This is a genomic window from Nocardia barduliensis (genome assembly GCF_013315795.1).
Lineage (GTDB): Bacteria > Actinomycetota > Actinomycetes > Mycobacteriales > Mycobacteriaceae > Nocardia > Nocardia barduliensis.
The window spans coordinates 1-19,677 of sequence record NZ_JABLTE010000088.1 but is presented as its reverse complement, the minus strand read 5'-3'; the positions used below and the strand labels follow the sequence as shown (position 1 = coordinate 19,677).

General features: G+C 69.9%; 16 protein-coding genes and 2 pseudogenes. 7 read left to right on the top strand and 11 right to left on the bottom strand.

All coding sequences use genetic code 11. The annotated features are described in order from the left end of the window. Positions 1–146 precede the first annotated feature (146 nt). The 7 genes from HOV91_RS29195 to ftsH all read right to left on the bottom strand — a co-directional run bounded on the left by HOV91_RS29195 (position 147) and on the right by ftsH (position 6,795). Positions 147–1,082 (bottom strand): DUF6779 domain-containing protein, encoded by a 936-nt coding sequence (locus HOV91_RS29195; protein WP_174188526.1) that lies wholly within the window; start codon positions 1,080–1,082, stop codon positions 147–149. Between the two features lie 69 nt (positions 1,083–1,151). Next, positions 1,152–1,622: a DUF3180 domain-containing protein gene (locus HOV91_RS29190; protein ID WP_217441276.1), complete on the bottom strand. Its 471-nt coding sequence runs from the start codon at positions 1,620–1,622 to the stop codon at positions 1,152–1,154. A 2-nt stretch (positions 1,623–1,624) separates the two neighbouring features. Beyond that, a complete protein-coding gene (gene folK, locus HOV91_RS29185; protein WP_174188524.1) occupies positions 1,625–2,161 on the bottom strand; it encodes a 2-amino-4-hydroxy-6-hydroxymethyldihydropteridine diphosphokinase in 537 nt (178 codons plus the stop codon). Between the two features lie 61 nt (positions 2,162–2,222). Next, entirely contained in the window at positions 2,223–2,660 is a 438-nt protein-coding gene (gene folB / locus HOV91_RS29180) for a dihydroneopterin aldolase (protein ID WP_174188523.1), read from the bottom strand. Beyond that, a complete protein-coding gene (gene folP / locus HOV91_RS29175) occupies positions 2,657–3,514 on the bottom strand; it encodes a dihydropteroate synthase (RefSeq protein ID WP_174188534.1) in 858 nt (285 codons plus the stop codon). The genes folB and folP overlap by 4 nt, the downstream gene beginning before the upstream one ends. Before the next feature lie 140 nt (positions 3,515–3,654). After that, on the bottom strand, positions 3,655–4,266 hold the full coding sequence (gene folE, locus HOV91_RS29170; protein WP_174188533.1) for a GTP cyclohydrolase I FolE: 612 nt from the start codon (positions 4,264–4,266) through the stop codon (positions 3,655–3,657). 147 nt (positions 4,267–4,413) lie between these two features. After that, positions 4,414–6,795, bottom strand: coding sequence for an ATP-dependent zinc metalloprotease FtsH (ftsH, locus tag HOV91_RS29165; protein ID WP_174188522.1), 2,382 nt, complete (start codon positions 6,793–6,795; stop codon positions 4,414–4,416). Between the two features lie 357 nt (positions 6,796–7,152). Here ftsH and HOV91_RS29160 point away from each other — a divergent pair, with 357 nt between their 5' ends. Then, positions 7,153–8,097 carry a hypothetical protein gene (locus HOV91_RS29160; protein ID WP_174188521.1) on the top strand — a complete coding sequence of 315 codons (945 nt, stop codon included), beginning with the start codon at positions 7,153–7,155 and terminating at the stop codon, positions 8,095–8,097. On the opposite strand, the gene HOV91_RS29155 is transcribed toward HOV91_RS29160, so the two are convergent. Continuing rightward, entirely contained in the window at positions 8,077–8,910 is an 834-nt protein-coding gene (locus tag HOV91_RS29155) for a DUF1266 domain-containing protein (RefSeq protein ID WP_174188520.1), read from the bottom strand. The two genes, HOV91_RS29160 and HOV91_RS29155, sit on opposite strands and share 21 nt — an antisense overlap. A 160-nt stretch (positions 8,911–9,070) precedes the next feature. Here HOV91_RS29155 and HOV91_RS29150 point away from each other — a divergent pair, with 160 nt between their 5' ends. After that, complete coding sequence (locus HOV91_RS29150) at positions 9,071–9,337, top strand: DUF2277 domain-containing protein (protein WP_174188519.1); 267 nt, start codon at positions 9,071–9,073, stop codon at positions 9,335–9,337. Between the two features lie 5 nt (positions 9,338–9,342). Here the strand turns inward: HOV91_RS29150 and HOV91_RS40225 are convergent, their stop codons facing one another. Both HOV91_RS40225 and HOV91_RS41325 read right to left on the bottom strand, forming a co-directional pair. Further along, entirely contained in the window at positions 9,343–10,158 is an 816-nt protein-coding gene (locus tag HOV91_RS40225) for a PucR family transcriptional regulator (protein ID WP_246351085.1), read from the bottom strand. Positions 10,159–10,201: 43 nt separating this feature from the next. Then, positions 10,202–10,558: pseudogene (locus HOV91_RS41325) on the bottom strand (RsbRD N-terminal domain-containing protein); the annotation flags it as partial. A gap of 270 nt (positions 10,559–10,828) precedes the next feature. Between HOV91_RS41325 and HOV91_RS29140 the strand changes: the two are divergent. From HOV91_RS29140 to HOV91_RS29130, 3 genes are all read left to right on the top strand, one after another. Next, positions 10,829–12,433 carry an aldehyde dehydrogenase family protein gene (locus HOV91_RS29140; RefSeq protein WP_174188518.1) on the top strand — a complete coding sequence of 535 codons (1,605 nt, stop codon included), beginning with the start codon at positions 10,829–10,831 and terminating at the stop codon, positions 12,431–12,433. Beyond that, positions 12,430–13,263: an SDR family oxidoreductase gene (locus HOV91_RS29135; protein WP_174188517.1), complete on the top strand. Its 834-nt coding sequence runs from the start codon at positions 12,430–12,432 to the stop codon at positions 13,261–13,263. The genes HOV91_RS29140 and HOV91_RS29135 overlap by 4 nt, the downstream gene beginning before the upstream one ends. A 438-nt stretch (positions 13,264–13,701) precedes the next feature. Next, a complete protein-coding gene (locus HOV91_RS29130; protein ID WP_159841894.1) occupies positions 13,702–14,589 on the top strand; it encodes a LysR family transcriptional regulator in 888 nt (295 codons plus the stop codon). A 1-nt stretch (position 14,590) separates the two neighbouring features. Here HOV91_RS29130 and HOV91_RS29125 read toward each other — a convergent pair whose 3' ends face one another. Then, positions 14,591–16,066, bottom strand: a complete 1,476-nt coding sequence (locus HOV91_RS29125; protein WP_174188516.1) for an amidase family protein — start codon at positions 16,064–16,066, stop codon at positions 14,591–14,593. A gap of 180 nt (positions 16,067–16,246) precedes the next feature. On the opposite strand from HOV91_RS29125, the gene HOV91_RS29120 reads away from it, so the two are divergent. Then, the gene (locus tag HOV91_RS29120; RefSeq protein ID WP_174188515.1) at positions 16,247–18,784 is read left to right on the top strand and encodes a serine/threonine-protein kinase; all 2,538 of its coding nucleotides are present in this window, start codon (positions 16,247–16,249) and stop codon (positions 18,782–18,784) included. Next, positions 18,781–19,677: pseudogene (locus tag HOV91_RS29115) on the top strand (hypothetical protein); the annotation flags it as partial. The gene HOV91_RS29120 and the pseudogene HOV91_RS29115, both read left to right, overlap by 4 nt.

The following is a 19,677-nucleotide window of genomic DNA, read 5'->3' as shown; positions in this document are numbered from 1 at the left end:
GTCAACGTTGTCCTCTCGATGTCGTTCCAGTCCCGCCATGCGGGTACCGGACGGTACGCCAAGAGAATATCGGCACGCGGTTCGCCGCCGCCACGGGGTGCCCGCGTGATCTGTGCCGCACTGCCGGGGCCGCGCCCGGCCGCGAGTCACCGGCGTTCGCGCTCCTCGGACTGCAGATTGGCCATGATCTCCGCGACCGACAGACGACGCGACGGCGTCTCGTCGTCGCTCTCGGCCCTGCGCCGCCTGCGCGCGCTGGGCGTGCCCATGGCAGGCGCGGGCGTCGGTCGCGGGGCCGGTTCCCTGGCCGGTCGCGGACGCACGGCGGGCTGGGTGGGCGGCTCGTCCACGGTCTCGGTGAAGGCGTCGGCCCAGCCGCGCGGCTCGGCGTCGCGTGCCTGCTCGGCGTCGGACTGCTCGGCGTCGTCGTCGAGGGAGACGACCGCGGTCTCGGCGGTGACCGGATCGTCGAAGGGGCTGGCGAAGGCCGGCGGCTCGGGATGATCGGGCTCGAAGATCGGCGTCATACTGCTATGCGGTTGCTGGTCGGCGAACATCGACCACATCCCGGCATTCGCGGAGCTATTGTTCACCGATTCCGTGCCCGAGCTGGTCAGCTCCTGAATCCGGGTCGCGTCGGCGCGCAACGCGGGGCGTTCCATCGGCAGATCCCCGTCGAACAGCCGCTGCAGGCTCTGGCGCAGCACGGTGAGCTCCGCGCGCAAGGCCGCGAGTTCGGCCGCGTCGGCGCCCACTTCCTGACGCACTCGCGCCTCCAGGCCGAGTTCGTACTCGCGCCGCGCGGTGACCTCTCGCTCGAGCTGCAACTCGTAGACGGTCTGCAGATCGCGCACCTTCGCCTTGTCGATATCCGCTTCCTTGCGGTACTTCGTCGCAGCCAGAGCGCCGATCGCCGCGGCCCACAGCGCCGCGATCAGACCTACCCGTACGAACTCCACGCTGTTACTGAAGATCAGGAAAACGCTGGCAACCAGGCCGAGCAAGATCAAGACGCCGACGAACAATTTTCCCGCGTCGTCCCGCCGTCGACGGGAAGTGCTGCTACGGGAGGGTGAAACCATGCCAGCCAGGGTAGCCAATAGGTCGAGCCGCGCCCAGACAACGTTTTGTGATTCCGTTCGTCAGGCTAGCTACGTAGTTGCCGCATCGTCGGTAGGATCCTCCGGCGCCCGGCAGCAGTACTCCAGCCAGAGGGCCGCAGCAACCAAAGCCACCCCCGCCAGCATCCCGACCAGGGCGCCGGGGCTGTCGGCGGCCGCCGCGCGCAGCGTGCCGCGCTGCGGGAAGACCCAGCACAAGAAACCGAGCCAGATGCCTGCGGCGATCGAACCCACCTGCACCGACGCCTTGGCCAGCGCGACGGCGCGGGCGGCGGTGATCGGATGCAACTGGTGGCGGCCGTCGCCGATCTCGTGGTCGTTGACCCTGGCCCGGATCACGAAAGCGAGCACCGCCTCGATGGCGGCCACCGGGTACAGCGAGGCTCCGGCGAAAACCGAGATCGGCGGGAAGTTGTCGTAGGCCACCCGGGTGGCGATCCACGCGACGATCGCGGCGATCAACACGTTCGCCACGACGTCCAGGACGCGAGTCGGCTTCAGTTTCACGACGGCGTGCCCGTCAACGAGAACTCGGTGCGCCGCACCCCGGCGCGCTCGGCCGGATCGAGCCGCGCCAGCAGATCCGCCACGGCGTGCGGTATCCCGTCGATCTCGAGCACCGCGTCCGGCACGACGTCCAGCCACGGCACCAGCACGAAGGCGCGCCGATACGCCTGGGGGTGCGGCAGGATCAGGTTCGGGTCGGCACTGCGGCACGCGACCGGCTCTCCGTCGCGCAGTTCGGCGCACCACACCACGTCCACGTCGAGAGTGCGCGCGCCCCAGCGCACTTCGCGCACTCGCCCCGCGGCCTGCTCCAGATCTTGGCCCCGGCGCAGCCAGTCCACGCAACCGAATGCCGGATCCTCGGCCAGCACAGCGGCATTGAGGTAATCGTCCTGCGGGACGCCGCCCCATGGCGCGGTGGAGTACACGGCGGAGACGGCCAGCACGCGATGACCGAACCCGTCCAGCACACTGCGCAGATGGGCGAGCCGGTCGCCCAGATTCGAACCGATGGACAGCACGGCACGGGTCATCGGCGCGCCTCCGCGGCGCTCGGCGCGGTCCGGGAAACGGCCGCGCCGCCGTCGCGCCGGCTCATTCGGCGGGCTCCCCGCGGTGCCGCGAGGTGATCACCCGCACGTCGGCGAACGTGTGCGGGATCGGCGCGGACGGCTTGTGCAGCACCACCTCGACCGACCTGATCCGCGGATCGGTCATCACGTCCTCGGCGATCTCCGACACCACCGTCTCGACGAGATTGCGCGGCTCGCCCTGCACGATCCGCACCGCACGCTCGGCCAGTGCGCCGTAGTCCACGGTGGCGGCCAGATCGTCGGTCGCCGCGGCCACGGCGAAATCGACCCACACCGTCAGGTCGACCAGGAACTCCTGACCGTCGCGACGCTCGTGCTCGAACACGCCGTGATGGCCGTAGGCGCGCAGACCGCGCAGCTCGATCCGGTCGGCGCCGCGGCGGATCGCCGAATCGCGTAGTCGCGCCTCGTCTTCGGCATGGACCGGGGACCGGCTCATCGTCGAGCTCCTTGCGCACTGGATCGGGCGTTGTCGTGCTGTGCGGCACGCTGCCGTGCGGCATTCTGCCACGCATCGGTGACCGCGATGGCGTCCAGCGAGGCGCGCACGTCGTGCACGCGCACACCCCACGCGCCGTGCAGTGCGGCCAGCGCCGAGATGGTCGCGGTGGCCGTCTCGCGGCCGTCCGGTGGACGCGGCCCCGCCTCGTCGGCGAGCAGCGAACCGAGGAAGCGCTTGCGCGAGGCGCCGATCAGGATCGGCAGTCCGTGCGCGACCAATTCGGGCAGCGCGCCGAGCAGGGCCCAGTTGTGCTCGGCGTTCTTCGCGAAGCCCAAGCCCGGGTCGAGCAGCAACCGGGACGGGTCGACGCCCGCGGCGACGGCCAGGTCCACCTGGGCGGTCAGTTCGCCGAGCACTTCGGCGACCACGTCGTCGTAGTGGTCCGCCGGTCCGGTGTGCCGATAGTCGGCGCCCGCCCGCCAGTGCATGAGAATCCACGGGACTCGTGCGGCGGCGACCACTCGCACCATATCGGCGTCGGCGCGGCCGCCGGAGACGTCGTTCACCACCGACACCCCGGCCTCGATCGCCGCGGCGGCCACGGCGGCGCGCATGGTGTCCACGCTGGCCGGCACGCCCGCCGCGACCAGGCCGCGGATGACCGGCGTCACCCGCGCGGCCTCGGTCGCCGCATCGATGCGCACCGCGCCCGGCCTGGTCGACTCGCCGCCGACGTCGATGATGTCCGCGCCCGCGGCGTGCAGCCGCACGCCGTGCGCGATGGCCAGCTCGGGATCGAGGTAGCGCCCGCCGTCGGAGAACGAATCGCTGGTGACGTTCACCACGCCCATCACCACGCAGGAGCGCCCGCCCCGGGCGCCGACACTGTCGAACCCGCTCGCCGCCGATCGCCCGTCCTGCTGTGCGGTGGCGGTGTGGTCCCGGGCCGCTGCGCGCCCTCCGCCGCTCGGTTCGGACACAGCGGACCCGCTCACTTGCGCAGGATCAGATCGAGCGCCTCGGCGCGCGAGGCGGCGTTGGACTGCAGCAACCCGCGCACGGCGGAGGTGGTGGTGCTCGCGCCCGGCTTGCGGATGCCGCGCATCGCCATGCACAGGTGCTCGGCCTCGATCACCACGATGGTCCCGCGCGGATCCAGCTTGCGCATCACCGCGTCGGCGATCTGGCTGGTCAGACGCTCCTGCACCTGCGGTCGCTTGGCGTACAGGTCGACCAGGCGGGCCAGCTTGGACAGCCCGGTGACCCGCCCGTGCGGGCCGGGGATGTAGCCGACGTGGGCGACGCCGTGGAACGACACGAGGTGATGCTCACAGGTGGAGTACATCGGGATGTCCCGGACCAGCACGAGTTCCTGGTGGCCCTCGTCGAAGGTGGTGTTGAGCACCGAATCCGGCTCCACGTAGAGCCCCGCGAAGGTCTCCCGATAGGCGCGCGCCACCCGGGCGGGCGTCTCCCGCAGCCCCGGCCGATCCGGATCCTCGCCGATGGCGAGCAGCAACTCCCGCACCGCCGCTTCGGCCCGCGCCTGGTCGAACGATCTCCCGGTCTCCAGGGCGACGGGGCCGGGCTCCGTCAAACCGATGTCGACACCGTTGTATTCAGCACTATCCGCTTCGGCGAGGACGTAGCCACCGCCGTGATCGTTGGCCGACAATCAGGACACCTCCAAACTCCCGAAGCGCCGGCAATCTCTCGGCACCCCACGATGGTCGAGCCTAATCGTCACCGCTCAGTGCCGACCGTTCGGTCCATCCCAATCACCGTTGTCGCCCTCGCCGTTCGGATTGGCTCGGCGCGGCTCGTCATAACCGCCGCGCTCGCCGTAACCGTCCCGGTCGTAGCCGCCTTCCGGCGCTCCCTGCGGACCCCACTGCTGGTAGCCGTGCCGCGGCTGCTGCGCGTCACCCCAGCCGGACTGGCCTTGCTGCTGCGGCTCGTCCCGCGGCGGCCAGCCGGGAGCCGACCATCCCGCCGGAGCGCCGTAGTCCGGCCGCGAGCCGTGCGTGCCCTGGCGCGGATAGCCAGGAGCGGGCGCCTGCGGCAGCGGGTAACCGGGCGCGGACGGGCGGGCGTACTGCGGCGGCGCGCCGTACCCGCTTTCGTGCGGCGGGTAACCGTTCGAAGCCTGCGGGTCACGCTGCGCGGACGCGGCCACGGCCGGTTCCGGCGGCCACGACTCGCCGCGCTCGGCGGCCAGCTCGCCCGGGGTCTTCACCGGCGGCTTGTCCGAGGGGACGCGGTCGCCGAAATCGTTGAACGCGGTGATCCGCGGGCGCTTCTGCACCGAGGCGAGGATCTGCTCGAGATCCTTGCGGTGCAGGGTCTCCCGCTCCAGCAGGGCGGTGGCCAGGTCGTCGAGTACGTCGCGGTAGTCGTTGAGGATGGCCCACGCCTCGGTGTGCGCGGCCTCGATCAGGTTGCGCACCTCCACGTCGATCGCGCCCGCCACCTCGTGCGAGTACTCCGAACCCATGCCCATCGAGCGGCCGAGGAACGGGTCGCCCTGCTCCTGGCCGTAGCGGACCGCGCCGAGCCGGGCGCTCATGCCGTACTCGGTGACCATCGCCCGAGCGATCTTGGTGGCCTGGTCGATATCGGAGGACGCGCCGGTGGTCGGCTCGTGGAACACCAGTTCCTCGGCCGCGCGGCCGCCCATCGCCATAACCAGGCGCGCGATCATCTCCGAGCGGGTCATCAGGCCCTTGTCGTCCTCGGGCACCGTCATGGCGTGGCCGCCGGTGCGGCCGCGCGCCAGGATGGTGACCTTATACACCGGCTCGATGTCCGGCATCGCCCAAGCGGCCAGGGTGTGGCCGCCCTCGTGATAGGCGGTGATCTTCTTCTCGTGCTCGCTGATGATGCGGCTCTTGCGGCGCGGGCCGCCGATCACGCGATCGACCGACTCCTCCAGCGATTCGCCGGTGATCACCGCGCCGTTCTCGCGGGCGGTGAGCAGCGCGGCCTCGTTGATCACGTTGGCCAGGTCGGCGCCGGACATGCCGACGGTGCGCTTGGCCAAGCCGTCCAGATCGGCGTCCGGGGAGATCGGCTTGCCCTGCGAGTGCACACGCAGGATGGCGCGGCGACCGGCGAGGTCCGGGTTGCCGACCGGGATCTGCCGGTCGAACCGGCCCGGACGCAGCAGCGCCGGATCGAGGATGTCGGGGCGGTTGGTGGCGGCGATCAGGATGATGCCGGTGCGGTCGCCGAAGCCGTCCATCTCGACCAGCAACTGGTTGAGGGTCTGCTCGCGCTCGTCGTGACCACCGCCGAGGCCAGCGCCGCGCTGGCGGCCGACCGCGTCGATCTCGTCGACGAAGATGATGCACGGGCTGTTCTGCTTGGCCTGCTCGAACAGGTCGCGCACCCGGGAGGCGCCGACACCGACGAACATCTCCACGAAGTCCGAGCCGGAGATGGTGAAGAACGGCACACCCGCCTCGCCGGCGACGGCGCGGGCCAGCAGGGTCTTACCGGTGCCCGGCGGGCCGTAGAGCAGGACGCCCTTGGGGATCTTGGCGCCGAGGGCCTGGTAGCGAACCGGGTTCTGCAGGAAGTCCTTGATCTCGTAGAGTTCCTCGACCGCTTCGTCGGCTCCGGCCACGTCGGCGAACGTGGTCTTGGGCATGTCCTTGGACAGCTGCTTGGCCTTCGATTTGCCGAAGCCCATCATGCCGCCGCGGCCGCCGCCCTGCATGCGGGCCATCACGAAGATGAACAGCCCGAGCAGGATGACCATCGGCAGCACGAACAGCAGGATCTGGGTGAACCAGCTCTCCTGTTTGACCACCGTGTTGTACGGGGCGCCGGAGGTCTTCACGGCGTCGAAGATCTGGGCGGAGGTCTCGCTGCCGCCCGGATACTTCGCGATGATCTTGTTCTGTCCGCCGGTGGCGTCGTTGCCGTCCTTCAGTTCGATGCGCAGCTGCTGCTCGCGATCATCGATCTGCACATTCTGGACGTTGCTCTTGTTCTCGAGCTGGCTCAGGGCAACCGATGTATCGACGCTCTTCCAGCCCCGCGTGTCGTTGCCGAAATAGCTGAACGCATAGATCACGAGCAAAATGCCCGAGACTATGGCCAGGGTGCGAAACACTGTCTTGCGGTTCATAGAGCGTCGGCCGGGGCGGCCAGTCCTTTCCGGTGTCTCCGGTTCATGCCTAGCGATGCATCTGGCGCGTCCGGTTCCGCGGGGGTTCGGATGCGGACATGCCACGTTACCGCGTACGGTCTAGTCGATACATCGCGCAGTTCGACTGCAGGTGCAGTTAAAGAGGTAAACGGCCGGGGATCGACGGTGGTTCCCGATGTCTCCGGTCCGGCTTCCTCCAAGTGGCAACAATCATGGCATGTTCGGCCTATCGTGAGCGACGACACAACCTCGCGGCGCGAGCGACGGGCACGTAGGCGGTAGCTCGCACACCACGAAAGCCCCGGGAGCGCCGCACCAGACACGAGCGCAGGGGGTATGGACATAGTCGAGCTACGGACACCCACAGCGATACTGCGTCACGGCCGCGGCAGGCTGATCGTCCTGCGGCCCGGTTCCGACGGCGAGTGCGTCCTCGATGTCCCGGTCTCGGACCTGCTCAAGGTCCGGCTGAACCGGCGCGCGGACGACGCGGTCGTCATCGAGATCTATCTGCGTTACCCCACGCCCGTGCTCACCGGCGTGCCCGCGGACCGCACCCCGCTGCCGGTCCTGATCGCCGAGCACGACTTCCCGGCGGCCACCGAGATCGTCGACCGCCTCAACGCGCACATCCTGGCCACCCAGCGCATCGACGTGGCGGCGCCGGATCTGCGCCCGCCGACGCCGACCTGGGGCCGCGCCGGTCCGATCCGCGCGGACGTGGAGCGGGCGACCAAGAGGATGTCGCCGCGCCGCGAGGCGAAGCAGGCGATAGCGGCTCTGCATCGTTACGTGACGCCGGAGGAGTACGTCCTGGAGACCGCCCTCGCGGTGGCGCAGCCACCCGCGGGCAACGGCTCCGGCCTGCTCGCCGCGACGACGGCGCGCCTGCTGTTCATCTCGATCGGCGACGACCGGTACGCGCACGAACTCCCGATTCCCGTGATCTTGTGGGCTCGCGTCACCGACACTCCCGCCGCGGGCCGCGGCGAGATCGGTCCCGGGCGCGGCGCGACCGGCATCGAGGTGCACGACGGCAGCCGGACGCTGCACTTCGCGGGCGCCGACCGCGCCGACACCGAGCGGGTCACCTGCGCGGTGAACTTCGCGGTGCGCCGGGAATCCGCCGACGGGGCCGCAGGCTCCGCCGATCCCGGTGTGGCGCAGCTGTATTCGGAGTGGGAGCTGCTGGTCGAGCGGCATTCCCTCGGCATGGTCGACGACGCGCAGTTCCAGCGCTACGGCCGCGGCATCCTGCGCTCACTCCCCGACGGGAGCTGAGTTCAGCGCGACCCGCCGCCATGGACTGGTGGGGCGCAGCCACAGCCGCAGCAGCTCCTTGCGGCGGTCGACGCCGCCGTTCTTCAGCTCGGCCAGGTCCTCACAGGCCTGCCAATAGGTCCAGCCGGTGAGATAGGCGTCGCCGAACTGGCGCCAGTTGCGGTATTTGCTCTGGGCCAGCGGCAGTGCGCGCGCCAGATAGCTCCAGGCCACGTCGGCGTCGAGATAGCCGGCCGTGTAGGCCATCCTGGCCACCGCGACCACCCTGGCCAGGTCCCAGGCGTGGATGTCGCTGGGCAGCGGCCGGGCCAGATGATCGGTGAATCCGATCTTGATCGCCTGCGACCAGATGTCGTAGTCGCGCACCAGCGCCTCGGGATTGTCCATGCCGCGAAACGCGCCGACCTGCCGCAGGAACGCCCGGTGCCGGTCGGCCCGCTCGCCGAACCGATCGCGCTCGCTGGCGTTGATCGAGGCCGTCACCAGCGGGTTCACCAGCGCGTAGAGCGGAGCGTGCATGCCGTCGAGCAACTGCTCCATCGACGCCTGCGCCTCGGTGCCGTCGGTGATGCCCCACGCTCCGGTGAGCGTGTCGATGGCCAGCTCACGCCGGTCGCCGAGGGGATGCGCGCGTTCCGGGCCGAGCAGCAACGCGTCGTGGAAGGCGTCCCAGCGCGCCGAGTAGAAGGCGCCGAGGGCCAGCGCCCGCAGTTCGTCGTCGGATACCGCCGCGCCGGACCAGTGGTCCTCCTCCCGCTCGTCCAGCTCGGCGTACGGAAAGGTCGTCAAGGTGGGTACACCGCGCGCAGGCATGTCCCCGATTGTTCCCCATGGGTCAAGGCGCACGCTCGGTATTGGCGGATGGCCGCGCGTGTTCGTCCCCGGGCGATCGCGCGTCCGCCGGGCGAATCGATTTCGGCCTCGGTGACTTCTTGCCCTGACGCATGTCGTGATCTGGGGCTAGTGTGCTCGCATGTGTAGAAACATCACCGTCCTGCGTGGTCTGGAACCTGCCGCAACCGAGCAGGAAATCTATGCCGCCGCACTGCAGTACGTGCGCAAGGTCGGTGGCGTGTCCGGCCTGAGCTCGACCACCAAATCGGCCGTCGACAAGGCCGTCGCGGCCATCGCCGAGGCGACCACCACCTTGCTCGCCGAGTTACCCGACCGCAGGGTGGCGCCGCCCACCGAGCCGCCACTGCGCCGCATCGCCGCGCGCGAAGCGGCCGCGGGAGAGTAGAGGGTTCAGGGCAGGGCGTCCGCGCCGTAGACGTCGACGCACACCAGCGCGATCTCCAGCGGCAAGCCCCGCTCTTCGATCGGATATCCCAGCAGCTGTTCGATCCGCTGCACGCGGTAGCGAACCGTGTTCTTGTGCACGCCGAGCGCTCTGGCCGTGGCCTCCGGGCTGCGATGGCCGCGCAGATAGGCGTACAGCGTCTCGCGCAGCCGCGCGGCGTTCGCGTCCCGGCCGGCCAGTGCGCCCAGCTCCCGCGCGACCAGCCCGCGCATGGCCGCTTCGTCCGCGCCGGCCAGATAGGCGATCTCCACGGCTCGATACCCGGTGACCCGCCGGCCAGCCGCTGGTGCGCGCTCGGCGACCTGCCGCGCGGCGACCGCCTCGCGATGACTGCGGCGAAAGCCCGCGATCCCCCCGGCGGGGACACCGAACGCGACCCGCACCGGAGCCTCGACCTGCGCGCCCGCCAGCTGTTCCACCTGTCCCGGCGCCGCGAGTTCGGCGGCGCGTTCGACGTCGTCCGAACCGGCCCATGCCCACATGGCGCTGGCGCCGGACGGAACGGTGAGCACCCGCGCGCTGCCGAACGCGGCGGCCAGCCGGGCCGCGACCCGGTCCAGCAGTCCGGTCGCTTCCGCGTCCGCGGGCTCGCCGGTCGGCTCGTCGGTCCACAGCACGAAGGCGAGGTGCTGCTGGGAGAGCCGATAGCCGAGCCGCACCGAGGCCTGGTCGACGTCCACGTCGTCGCCGTCCAGCAGGGCTCGAACGGTCTCGGCCCGCCGGTTGATGGCGGCGCGCAGGACCTGCTCGCGCTCCTCCATGGTAGGTGTCGGTGAGCAGTTCGACCGAGGTGCTCACCCATTTGGTGGTCCGCTCGAACAGCCGCAGCAGCACCACGCGCTCGAGTTCCGGGGTGGCCCGCCGCTGCTCGATGACCTCGGTCACGTAGTCCAGCACCGCCTCCATGCCCACGTGATAGACCCGCAGCAGCAATCGCAGCTCGAAGCCGCGCCGCGCCACACTGCGCGCGAAGGCGTGCGCCTCCTCCGGCAGCGAGAACTCGAAGGCGTCGCTGGCCAGGCGGCTGAGCACGATCCTCGCGTGCGCCCTGGTGCTGGCCGCGAGGTCGCGGCGCATATCGCGATCGGCCAGTTCGGGGATCCGCGCGATGATCACGTCGTCGAGCCGGGTGACGATCCGCTCGAGCGTCTCCGCGCGCATCGTCTCGTAGACGTATTCGGCCAGCCAGTCGCGTACCTCGTCGGGTGCCGGGGTCGAGCGGCCCGCCGCGTGGGGCGTGGGGGTCATCGCCACCTCCTCCGGCCGAGGATATTCGCCATCGCTTTGTTTCCTGGAGACAAATTCGGCCATTTTCCTTGACAAACGGGGCCAAGAAAGTCTCCTGGGATTGTGTCACCATCATAGTTCAGTGGCCTGCCTCACAGCAGTCAGCAGACCGCGGTTCAACACGTCGTCAGTGGGAGAACAGCAGTGACCAATACGGAACCAGCGCCCGCGACCGGGAAGGCGCAGGGACGCAAGACGACCGCGAAGAAGGACGGTCCCGCCGTCATCGAGGTGCGCAATCCCGGCACCGGCGAGGTCGTCGGCACGGTGCCCGACGAGACCGCCGAGGCCGTCGCGGCCAAGGTGCGCGAGCTGCGGCTGTACCAGCTGGAGTGGGAGGCGATCGGGCCCGAAGGCCGCAAGGTCTGGCTGCTGAAGTTCCAGGACTGGTTGATCGACAACACCGACCGACTGGCCACCGTGCTGCAGTCGGAAACCGCCAAGCCCCGGGTCGACGCGCTGATCGACCCCGGTTTCGCCACCGACCTGATCGGCTACTACGCGCGCCGCGCGGCCAAATTCCTGGCCGACGATCACCCGTCGCCGCACAGTCCGCTGGCCCGGGTCAAGCGGCTGACCACGGTCTACCGGCCCTATCCGGTGGTCGGCGTCATCACGCCGTGGAACTTCCCGCTGGCCATGCCGGTGATGGACGTGTTCCCCGCGCTCGCGGCCGGGGCGGCCGTCATTCTCAAGCCGTCCGAGGTGACGCCGCTCTCGGCGCTGGAACTGGCGAAGGGCTGGGCCGAGATCGGCGCGCCGCCGGTGCTCGCCGTGGTCACCGGAGGGGGCGCGACCGGAGCGGCCGTGGTCGGCAACGCCGACTACATCCAGTTCACCGGCTCCACCGCCACCGGTCGCAAGATCGCCGCCGCGTGCGTGGAACGGATGGTGCCCTACAGCCTCGAACTTGGCGGCAAGGACCCGGCCATCGTGCTCGCCGACGCCGACCTCGATCGCGCCGCGCACGGCATCGCCTTCGGCGGCATGTTCAACTCCGGCCAGGTCTGCATCTCCGTGGAGCGGGTGTACGTCGAGGCTCCGGTGTACGACGAGTTCGTCGCCAAACTGACCGCCAACGTCAAGGCGCTGCGCCAGGGCCTGGACGGGCGCGAGTCGAAATACGACGTGGGAGCGCTGGCCAACGAGAACCAGGTGAGCATTGTCCAGCGCCACGTCGAGGAGGCGGTCGCGGCCGGCGCGAAAGTGCTGACCGGCGGCAAGCGTGCCGGATTCGGCACCGCTTTCGAGCCGACCGTGCTGGTCGACGTGGACCACACCATGTCCTGCGTCACCGAGGAGACCTTCGGCCCGACCCTGCCGGTGATGAAGGTGGCCGACGAGTCTGAGGCGGTCCGGCTGGCCAACGACTCGATCTACGGCCTTTCGGCCTCGGTGTGGACCGCCGACAAGGAGCGCGGCGAGCGGATCGCCCGGCAGTTGAACGCGGGCGCGGTCAACATCAACGACGTCTTCGCCAACCTGTTCAGCTACGCGCTGCCGATGGGCGGCTGGGGCCTGTCCGGCGTCGGCGCCCGCTGGGGCGGCGCGAACGGCGTGCGCAAGTACTGCCGTCAGCAGGCGATCACCACGCCGATCCTGCCGACCCAGCAGAAAGAGCTGTTCTGGTACCCGTATTCGATGCCGAAGCTGCTGTTCGCGCTCGGCGCGATGCGAGCGGCAGGCGCCCGCGGCCTGCGCCGCCTCGACCTGCCCGCCCTGCTGAAACTCAAAGGAGACGACAAGTGACCGAAACGAAGCAGATCCGCGGCAAGGTCGTCGTCATCACCGGCGGGGCCCGCGGCATCGGCCTCGCCACCGCGACCGCCCTGCAAGCCCTCGGCGCGCAGATCGCCATCGGCGATATCGATGAGACCACCGTCAAAGAGTCGGGCACGGCGCGGAACTTCGAGCACTACGGCAAGCTCGACGTCACCGATCAGGAGTCGTTCGACGGCTTCCTCGACGAGGTGGAGCGCACCCTCGGCCCGATCGATGTGCTGATCAACAACGCGGGCATCATGCCGACCGGCAAGCTGGTGGACGAGCCGGACGAGCTGACCCGGCGCATCCTGGACATCAACGTCTACGGCGTGATCCTCGGCTCGAAATCGGCGCTGCGCCGGATGCTGCCGCGTGGCAGCGGGCACATCATCAATATCGCCTCGCTGGCCGGGGAGACCCACATCCCTGGCCTGGCCACCTACAACGCCAGCAAACACGCGGTGCTCGGCTTCACCGACACGCTGCGGGAGGAGTACCGCGGCACCGGCGTGCGCTTCTCCTCGGTGCTGCCGACGTTGACCAACACCGAACTCGGGTCCGGCGTCACCCCGCCCAAGCTGCTGCGCCCGGCCGAGCCGGAGGAGATCGCCGACGCCGTCGCCAAGCTCATCGTCGCGCCGAAGTCGAAGGTCCGGGTGACCGCGGTGGCCGGGTTCATCTCGCAGTTCGTCGGCCTGCTGCCCGAGGCGCTCGGAGACAGTATCGGCCGGGCGCTCGGGTCCGGGCGCGCGTTCCTCGATGACGTCGACGCCGACAAGCGCAAGGCGTACGAGGAACGTGCCCGCGGCGTGTGAGCGCGGGCGCCGAACCGGGGCGCCACGGTCGGGATTCGTCTCGGCCGCGGCGCCCCCGCTGCGTTCTGGGGCACACCGAGCGGGACCGCCGGGGTGCTCGGCAATGATTTTGTGACGAATATCACGTGCGAGTTCGGCAACCCAAAGAAGCCGGTCAACGGCAAATTTCCAGCCGACAGTCGGCGACCACGGCGAGGGGTCCAATCCTCCCGACCTTCGCCCGGCCTGCCGCCATTGCTGCTGGTCAAGTGCCCAAGTAGGGAACCTCGACGGTAAACCGTCAGCGCGTGCCGAAAATTCGCCAACTGCCTAGTGCGCCACACCATCACAGGCAATATGCTGTCTCTAACAAACCTGCCGACTGTTTCGGCGCCCGTATCCGAACTTTTCGGCCTGATAAGGCTGGAAATTCCGGACTGATTCTGATAGCAAGGGGCTATGGACCCGCACTTGCGCGACCTGCGGTATTTCGTCGCCGTCGCTGAGGAACTTCACTTCACCAACGCCGCTCAGCGGCTGCACATCGCACAACCCACCTTGTCGCGTCAGATCCGTCAGCTGGAACGTCAGCTCGACGTGGTCCTGTTCGACCGCAACCAGCGCAGTGTCGCGCTGACCGTCGCGGGCAAGGAGCTGCTCGAAGGCGCCCGCAAGATCTTGGAGCTGTGGGAGGTCACCAACGTCTCGCTGCAAGAGGCGGGCGAGGTGCTGCGCGTCGGCATCCAATCCGCGCTCGGCCGTGGCCTGCTCAGCGATCTGGAGAGCGCCAGCGGACATCGCCTCGCACTGCACGCGGCTTCGTGGACCGATCCTTCCAGCGGGCTCGCGGGCCGTCAGGCCGATCTCGCGCTCGTCTGGCTTCCCCTGCCCGACCAGAGCCGCTACCGCTGGCAGGTGCTGCGCACCGAGCCGCGCTGGGTGCTGCTCCCGGAGAACCATCCGCTGGCCGTTTCGGAGACCATCGAGTTCGCCGATCTGCTCGACGAGCCGTTCGTGGCGCTGCCCACCGAAGCCGGTGCGGTGCGCGACTTCTGGCTCGGCAACGACGGACGCGGCGGCCGCGCGCCGAAGATCGGCGCCGAGGCCGCGACCGCCGAGGACAAGCTGGAAGCCGTGAGTCTCGGGCTTGGCGTGTGCCTGCTGGCCGAGAACAACGTGCCGATGTACCGCTGGCCCGGTCTGACCGCACGTCCCGTGTCGGGTCTGGCGCCGTGCGAGCTCGCCGTGGCGTGGCGGGCCGACGACAACCGGCCGACCATCCTCGAATTCGCCGGTCGCGCCGTCGAGGGCGGCTTCGCCGCGCAGCAGTCGCCGGTCAGCGTCTGAATCAGCGGGTCGCGGGCGCGGTGCGCTGCCACGGACAGCGGGTCTCCACCTGAGCGGACAGCCGCAGCAGAGTTGATTCGCTGCCGGGCGGGCCCGCGAACTGGGCGGCCACCGGCGTGCCCGACCGTGGATGCATGCCCATGGGGACGGAGGCGGCGGGCCAGCCCACCAGATTCCACAGCGGGGTGAAAGGTGCCAATCGCGCGCCGGCGAGCAAGGTGGCCGGTCGATCGCGGAAGTGCCAGGCCCGCGCCATCGGTGGCGGGGCGGCGAGCGTGGGAGTGATCACCACGTCGTAGCGCTCGAAGAACTCCAGTAGTCGTGCCTCCACCCGGTCGATCTGAGCGGGGCGGGCGAGCCGGAACCGGTGCACCGTCCGGCCGAGGGCCAGACGACGGCGGGCTCTGCCGGATAGCTGATCGGGCTCGGGTAGCGCGGGGACATCGCGTGCGCTGAGGGCCAGCCAGCGTAGGAACGCCGCGAATACGGCGTTTCCGTACGGTAGCTCCGTCGGTTCCACCAGGTGGCCCGCCGCCGCGGCCACCGAGGCCGCCGCGCGGGCCGCGGCCGTCCAGTGCCGGTCGACGCGCAGCAGCGGAGACGGCGGATCCACGGCCAGGCCGATGCGTAGTCGGCCGGGTGGATCCACGTCGGCCAGGTCCGGCCGCGCCGCCAGGACCGAGAGCGCCAGCGCGGCGTCGTCCACGCTCGTGGCGAGCACCCCGTTCTCCACCAGCCCCGACCACGCGCCCGCGTCGGGGATCGTGTGCTGCCCTGGCTTGATCCCGAAGATCCCACAGCACGCGGCGGCGACCCGCACCGCGCCCAAACCGTCGCAGCCGTGCGCCACCGGCACCAGACCGGCCGCGACCGCGGCGCCGGCCGCGCTCCCCGCGTTGCGCGCGGGATTCCACGGATTGCGGATGACGCGCTCGGTGCCCGCGCTGGTCGACCACCGGCCGAGTTCAGGGGCCGCGACCTGCCCGACCACCACCGCGCCCGCGGCGCGCAGCCTGGCCACCACCGGATGATCCGCAGTGGCGGCGGAGCCCCCCGGCGCGGACTCGCCCGCGATCGGCATTCCCTGCTCGACCGCGACCGGCACACCGGCCATGGGCAGCACGTCCAGGTCCGCGCGCTCCATCAGGCCGACCGACTCGGCCATGGCCTGCTCGGCGCGAAGGACGCTGAACGCGGTGTCCTTGCGATCCGCCGCGGCGATCCGCGTCCCGGCATCCGCCGCCACTTGGCCCGGGTGCAGCAGGCCGTCGCGCACGCACGCGGCGATCGTCGCGGCCGGGCCGCGCTCCGGGCCGGATTCGGGGTCCCGCAGGCGCTGCGGCCGGTCGTCGGCCGTGGTCGCTCGTACTCGGGTGAACGTCGGTTCGGTGGTTTTCGCATTCGGAACGGTTGTTCGCGGCGCGGCCTTCGCCGCCGATATCGAGCCGTTCGCCACTATCGCGGCCTCGTCAGACATGTGCTGGTCATCCCCCGTCGCGTCGTTGTCGAAATCGGGTGATCCACTGTCGAGCCGCAAGTTATCATTTCGAATACGGCGCGGGGGATGATGGTGTGGGGTGTGGCGGGAAATTTTCGGCGCACCCGACCAACGAACGATGCGGATTCCGCGGCGTCCGCCGAGCCACTAGGTCCGAGCATGAGTGCGAACTCTGAGAGAAGTTCCGATCCCGACACAGGTGTTTCCACCCGTGCGAGGAGTGGTGAGCTGTCACGCGCCGAATCCGACGCGGTGGCGGCGTTCTCCGCGGCATGGGAGTCCACCCGGCGGCCGCCCACGATCGCCGAATTCCTGCCCGACGCCACGACCTTGCGGCGCGAGGCCCTGCTGGAGCTGATTCGCGTCGACCTGCGCCATCGCTGGCTGCACCGTCCGGGAGCCACACCGGAACGTGCCGCTCACCTGCGTTTGGCCGATTACTGCGCCGAATTTCCCGAACTCGCGTCCGACGATATTCCGGCAGGTCTGGTCTATGAGGAGTTCGTCATCCGCCGCCAGAGCGGGGAGCGGGTCGATCCGCGCGAATGTCTGCGCGAATATCCGCGGCAGGCGGACGCACTGCGGGAATTGCTGAACGCCGACGAACTCGACCAGAGCACCCGCCGCGCCACCATGGAGGACTCCACCCGGACCGTTTTCGCGCGGCCCGACTCCGGCCTCGACGACACCGCGTTGAACCGAACCACCGAGTCTGCTCGTGATTCCGAGATGACCAGGACGACAGCCGCCGAGCTGACCGGCACGGCCACCGCCGTACCGACGACGATCGGCACCGGGCCGGGCCGGCGCGACCCGCTCGACCGCATCGAGATCGGTCAGCGCATCGATGACTTCGATCTGCTGACCGGTTTGGGCAGCGGCGCGTTCGCCCGCGTCTTCCTCGCCCGGCAGCGCTCGCTGCAACGGCTGGTCGCGGTGAAGATCTCCAGCGATCACGGCACCGAGCCGCAGACGCTGGCCCAGCTCGACCACGACTACATCGTGCGGGTCTTCGACCAGCGGCTGCTCGACGACGCCGAAGGCGCCGCGCGCCGGTTGCGGCTGCTCTACATGCAGTTCCTGCCCGGCGGCACGCTGCTCGGCGTGCTGCGCTGGGTGCGCGCCACCCCGCCCGCCGAGCGCAGCGGCCAACTGCTGCTGGACGCCGTGGACGTCGCGATGGAGGAGAAGGGCGAGATCCGGCCGACCGATTCCAGCGTGCGCGCCGAACTCGCGACGCTGAGCTGGCCGGAGACGGTGGCCTGGCTGGGCCGCAGGCTGGCCGAGGCACTGGACTACGCCTCTTCGCACGGCGTGCTGCACCGGGACGTGAAACCGGCCAACGTCCTGCTCACCGCCGAGGGCGTGCCGAAACTGGCCGACTTCAACATCAGCTTCAGCCGCAACGTGGAGGGCACCAGCCCGGTGGCCTACTTCGGCGGCTCGCTGGCTTACATGTCGCCGGAACAGCTGGAGGCCTGCCATCCCAGCTTCGGCCGCAGCGCCGCCGACCTGGACACCCGCGCCGACATCTATTCGCTCGGCGTGGTGCTGTGGGAACTGCTCACCGGCGCGAAACCGTTCGACGACAGCACGGCGGGAGCGGGCGACCACGGCGACGACACCACCTTGGAGGCCATGCTGGAGCGGCGCAGCGCCGGCGTGGACGCGGCCGCGCTGGAGCGGGTTCCGCCCGACTGCCCCGCCGCGCTGTGCCGCGTGTTGCGCACCTGTCTCGCACCGGAGCGAACCGACCGCTGGTCCAGCGGCGCCATCCTGGCCAGGCAGCTGGAGATGTGCCTGGACGAGCGCGCGCGGGAACTGGTCGACCCGGCTCCGGACAGCTGGCGCAAGCGGCTGCGCCCGTACATCGTGCCGGTGGCTCTGGTGGCGGTGGCGCTACCGAACGTGCTCGCCTCGCTGTACAACATCCAGCACAACCAACACCTGATCATCAGCCGGATGACCGAGGACGCCCAGCAGACTTTCTTGATCATCACGGGCGCGGTGAACGCGATCTTCTTCCCGGCCGGCATCGCGCTGGTGCTGTACATGGCGAGATACGTGCTGACGGTGCCGCGCGGCCTGCGCAAAGGACGGCGATACGACCCGAAGACTTTGCAACGTGCCAGAAGGGACGCACTGCTGATGGGCGATCGTGCCGTGGCCGTGGCGTTCTCGCTGTGGGTGCTGGCCGGGCTGATCTTCCCGATCGCGCTACAGGTGTCGACCGGAGACATACCGGCACGCGCCGTGGTGCACTTCTTCTCCTCGCTGGTGGTGTGTGGTGCGATCGCGGTCGCCTACCCCTTCTTCCTGCTGACCTTCTACATGGTGCGGTGCATCTATCCGCTGTTCCTGCGGCACGGGGACATCAGCCCGGAAGACGCGGTGTGGCTGCGCGGCCTGGACCGCCGCTGCAACGGATATCTGGCGGTGGCCGCCTCGGTGCCGCTGCTCGCGGTCGCCGGAGTGACCTTCCTGCCGCCGCCCGACATCCCGTCGGTGATCTTCGCGGTCCGGCTGCTGTGCGTGGGCGGCATAATCGCCTTCGTGGGCACCTATCTGCTGTTCCGGGCGCTGGAAGCGGATCTGCGGGCGCTGGAGCGGGTGGTCGATCCCGGAGCCGCCGTCACGGGGCCTGCCGCGAGCCGATCCGCACGCGTGCCTGCGGCCACCGCGGAGACCGACACGTGATCTCTTCGCGCGCCGATGCCGTCGTCCGGTTCGCCGCCGATTGGCAACGCAGCCTGAACAGCGATCGTTTGCCGCCCCAGATCCGCGACTACGTGCCCGACGGCACGCAGGTGCGCTTGGCCGTCCTCGCCGACCTGATCCGGGTGGATCTGCGGCGGCGCTGGGAGCGCGAAGGGCTCGGCAAACGGATCGCGGACTATCGCAGCGAATTCCCCGAGGTGGCCGACAGCCCCGAGCTCCTGGATCTGGTGTGCGAGGAATTCCTGGCGCGCCGCGGACGGGGACCGCTGCCGACGGAGGATTTCCTCGCCGAGTATCCGGACCTCGCCGACCGCATCCGCGAACGCCTCGCCGATTTCGCCGACGAGGACGCCGACGAGACCGGCGGGGCCGAATCGAGCGACGCCGTGGCCGCACTCGCCGACCTCGCGCCCGGTCTGCGGATCGATGACTTCGACCTGCTCACCGACCTGGGCGCGGGCCTGCTCGGTCGCGTCTTCCTGGCCAGGCAGCGTTCCATGCAGCGGCTGGTCGCCGTCCGGTTCTCGGCGGGACGGGCGGGCGCGCCGCACACGATGGCCCAGCTCGACCACGCCCACATCGTGCGGGTCTTCGACCAGCGGGTGCTCAGCGCCGACGCCGCGCGCACCCTGACCGTCGCCGGTACGCCCGCGAACGGCAGCCACACCCTCACTGGCGACGCGGACGCGACCGTCGCCGCGCCGCGCCCCACACGCGACACCGTGAGCGCCGGGCCGTTCGAACCCGACGCCACCATCGCCACCGCACCACCCGACCGAACCACGAACGGCCCAGGCGACGACGCCACCGTCGCCACTCCACCACCCGACCGAACCGCCAACCGCCCCAGCGACGACGCCACCATCGTCACC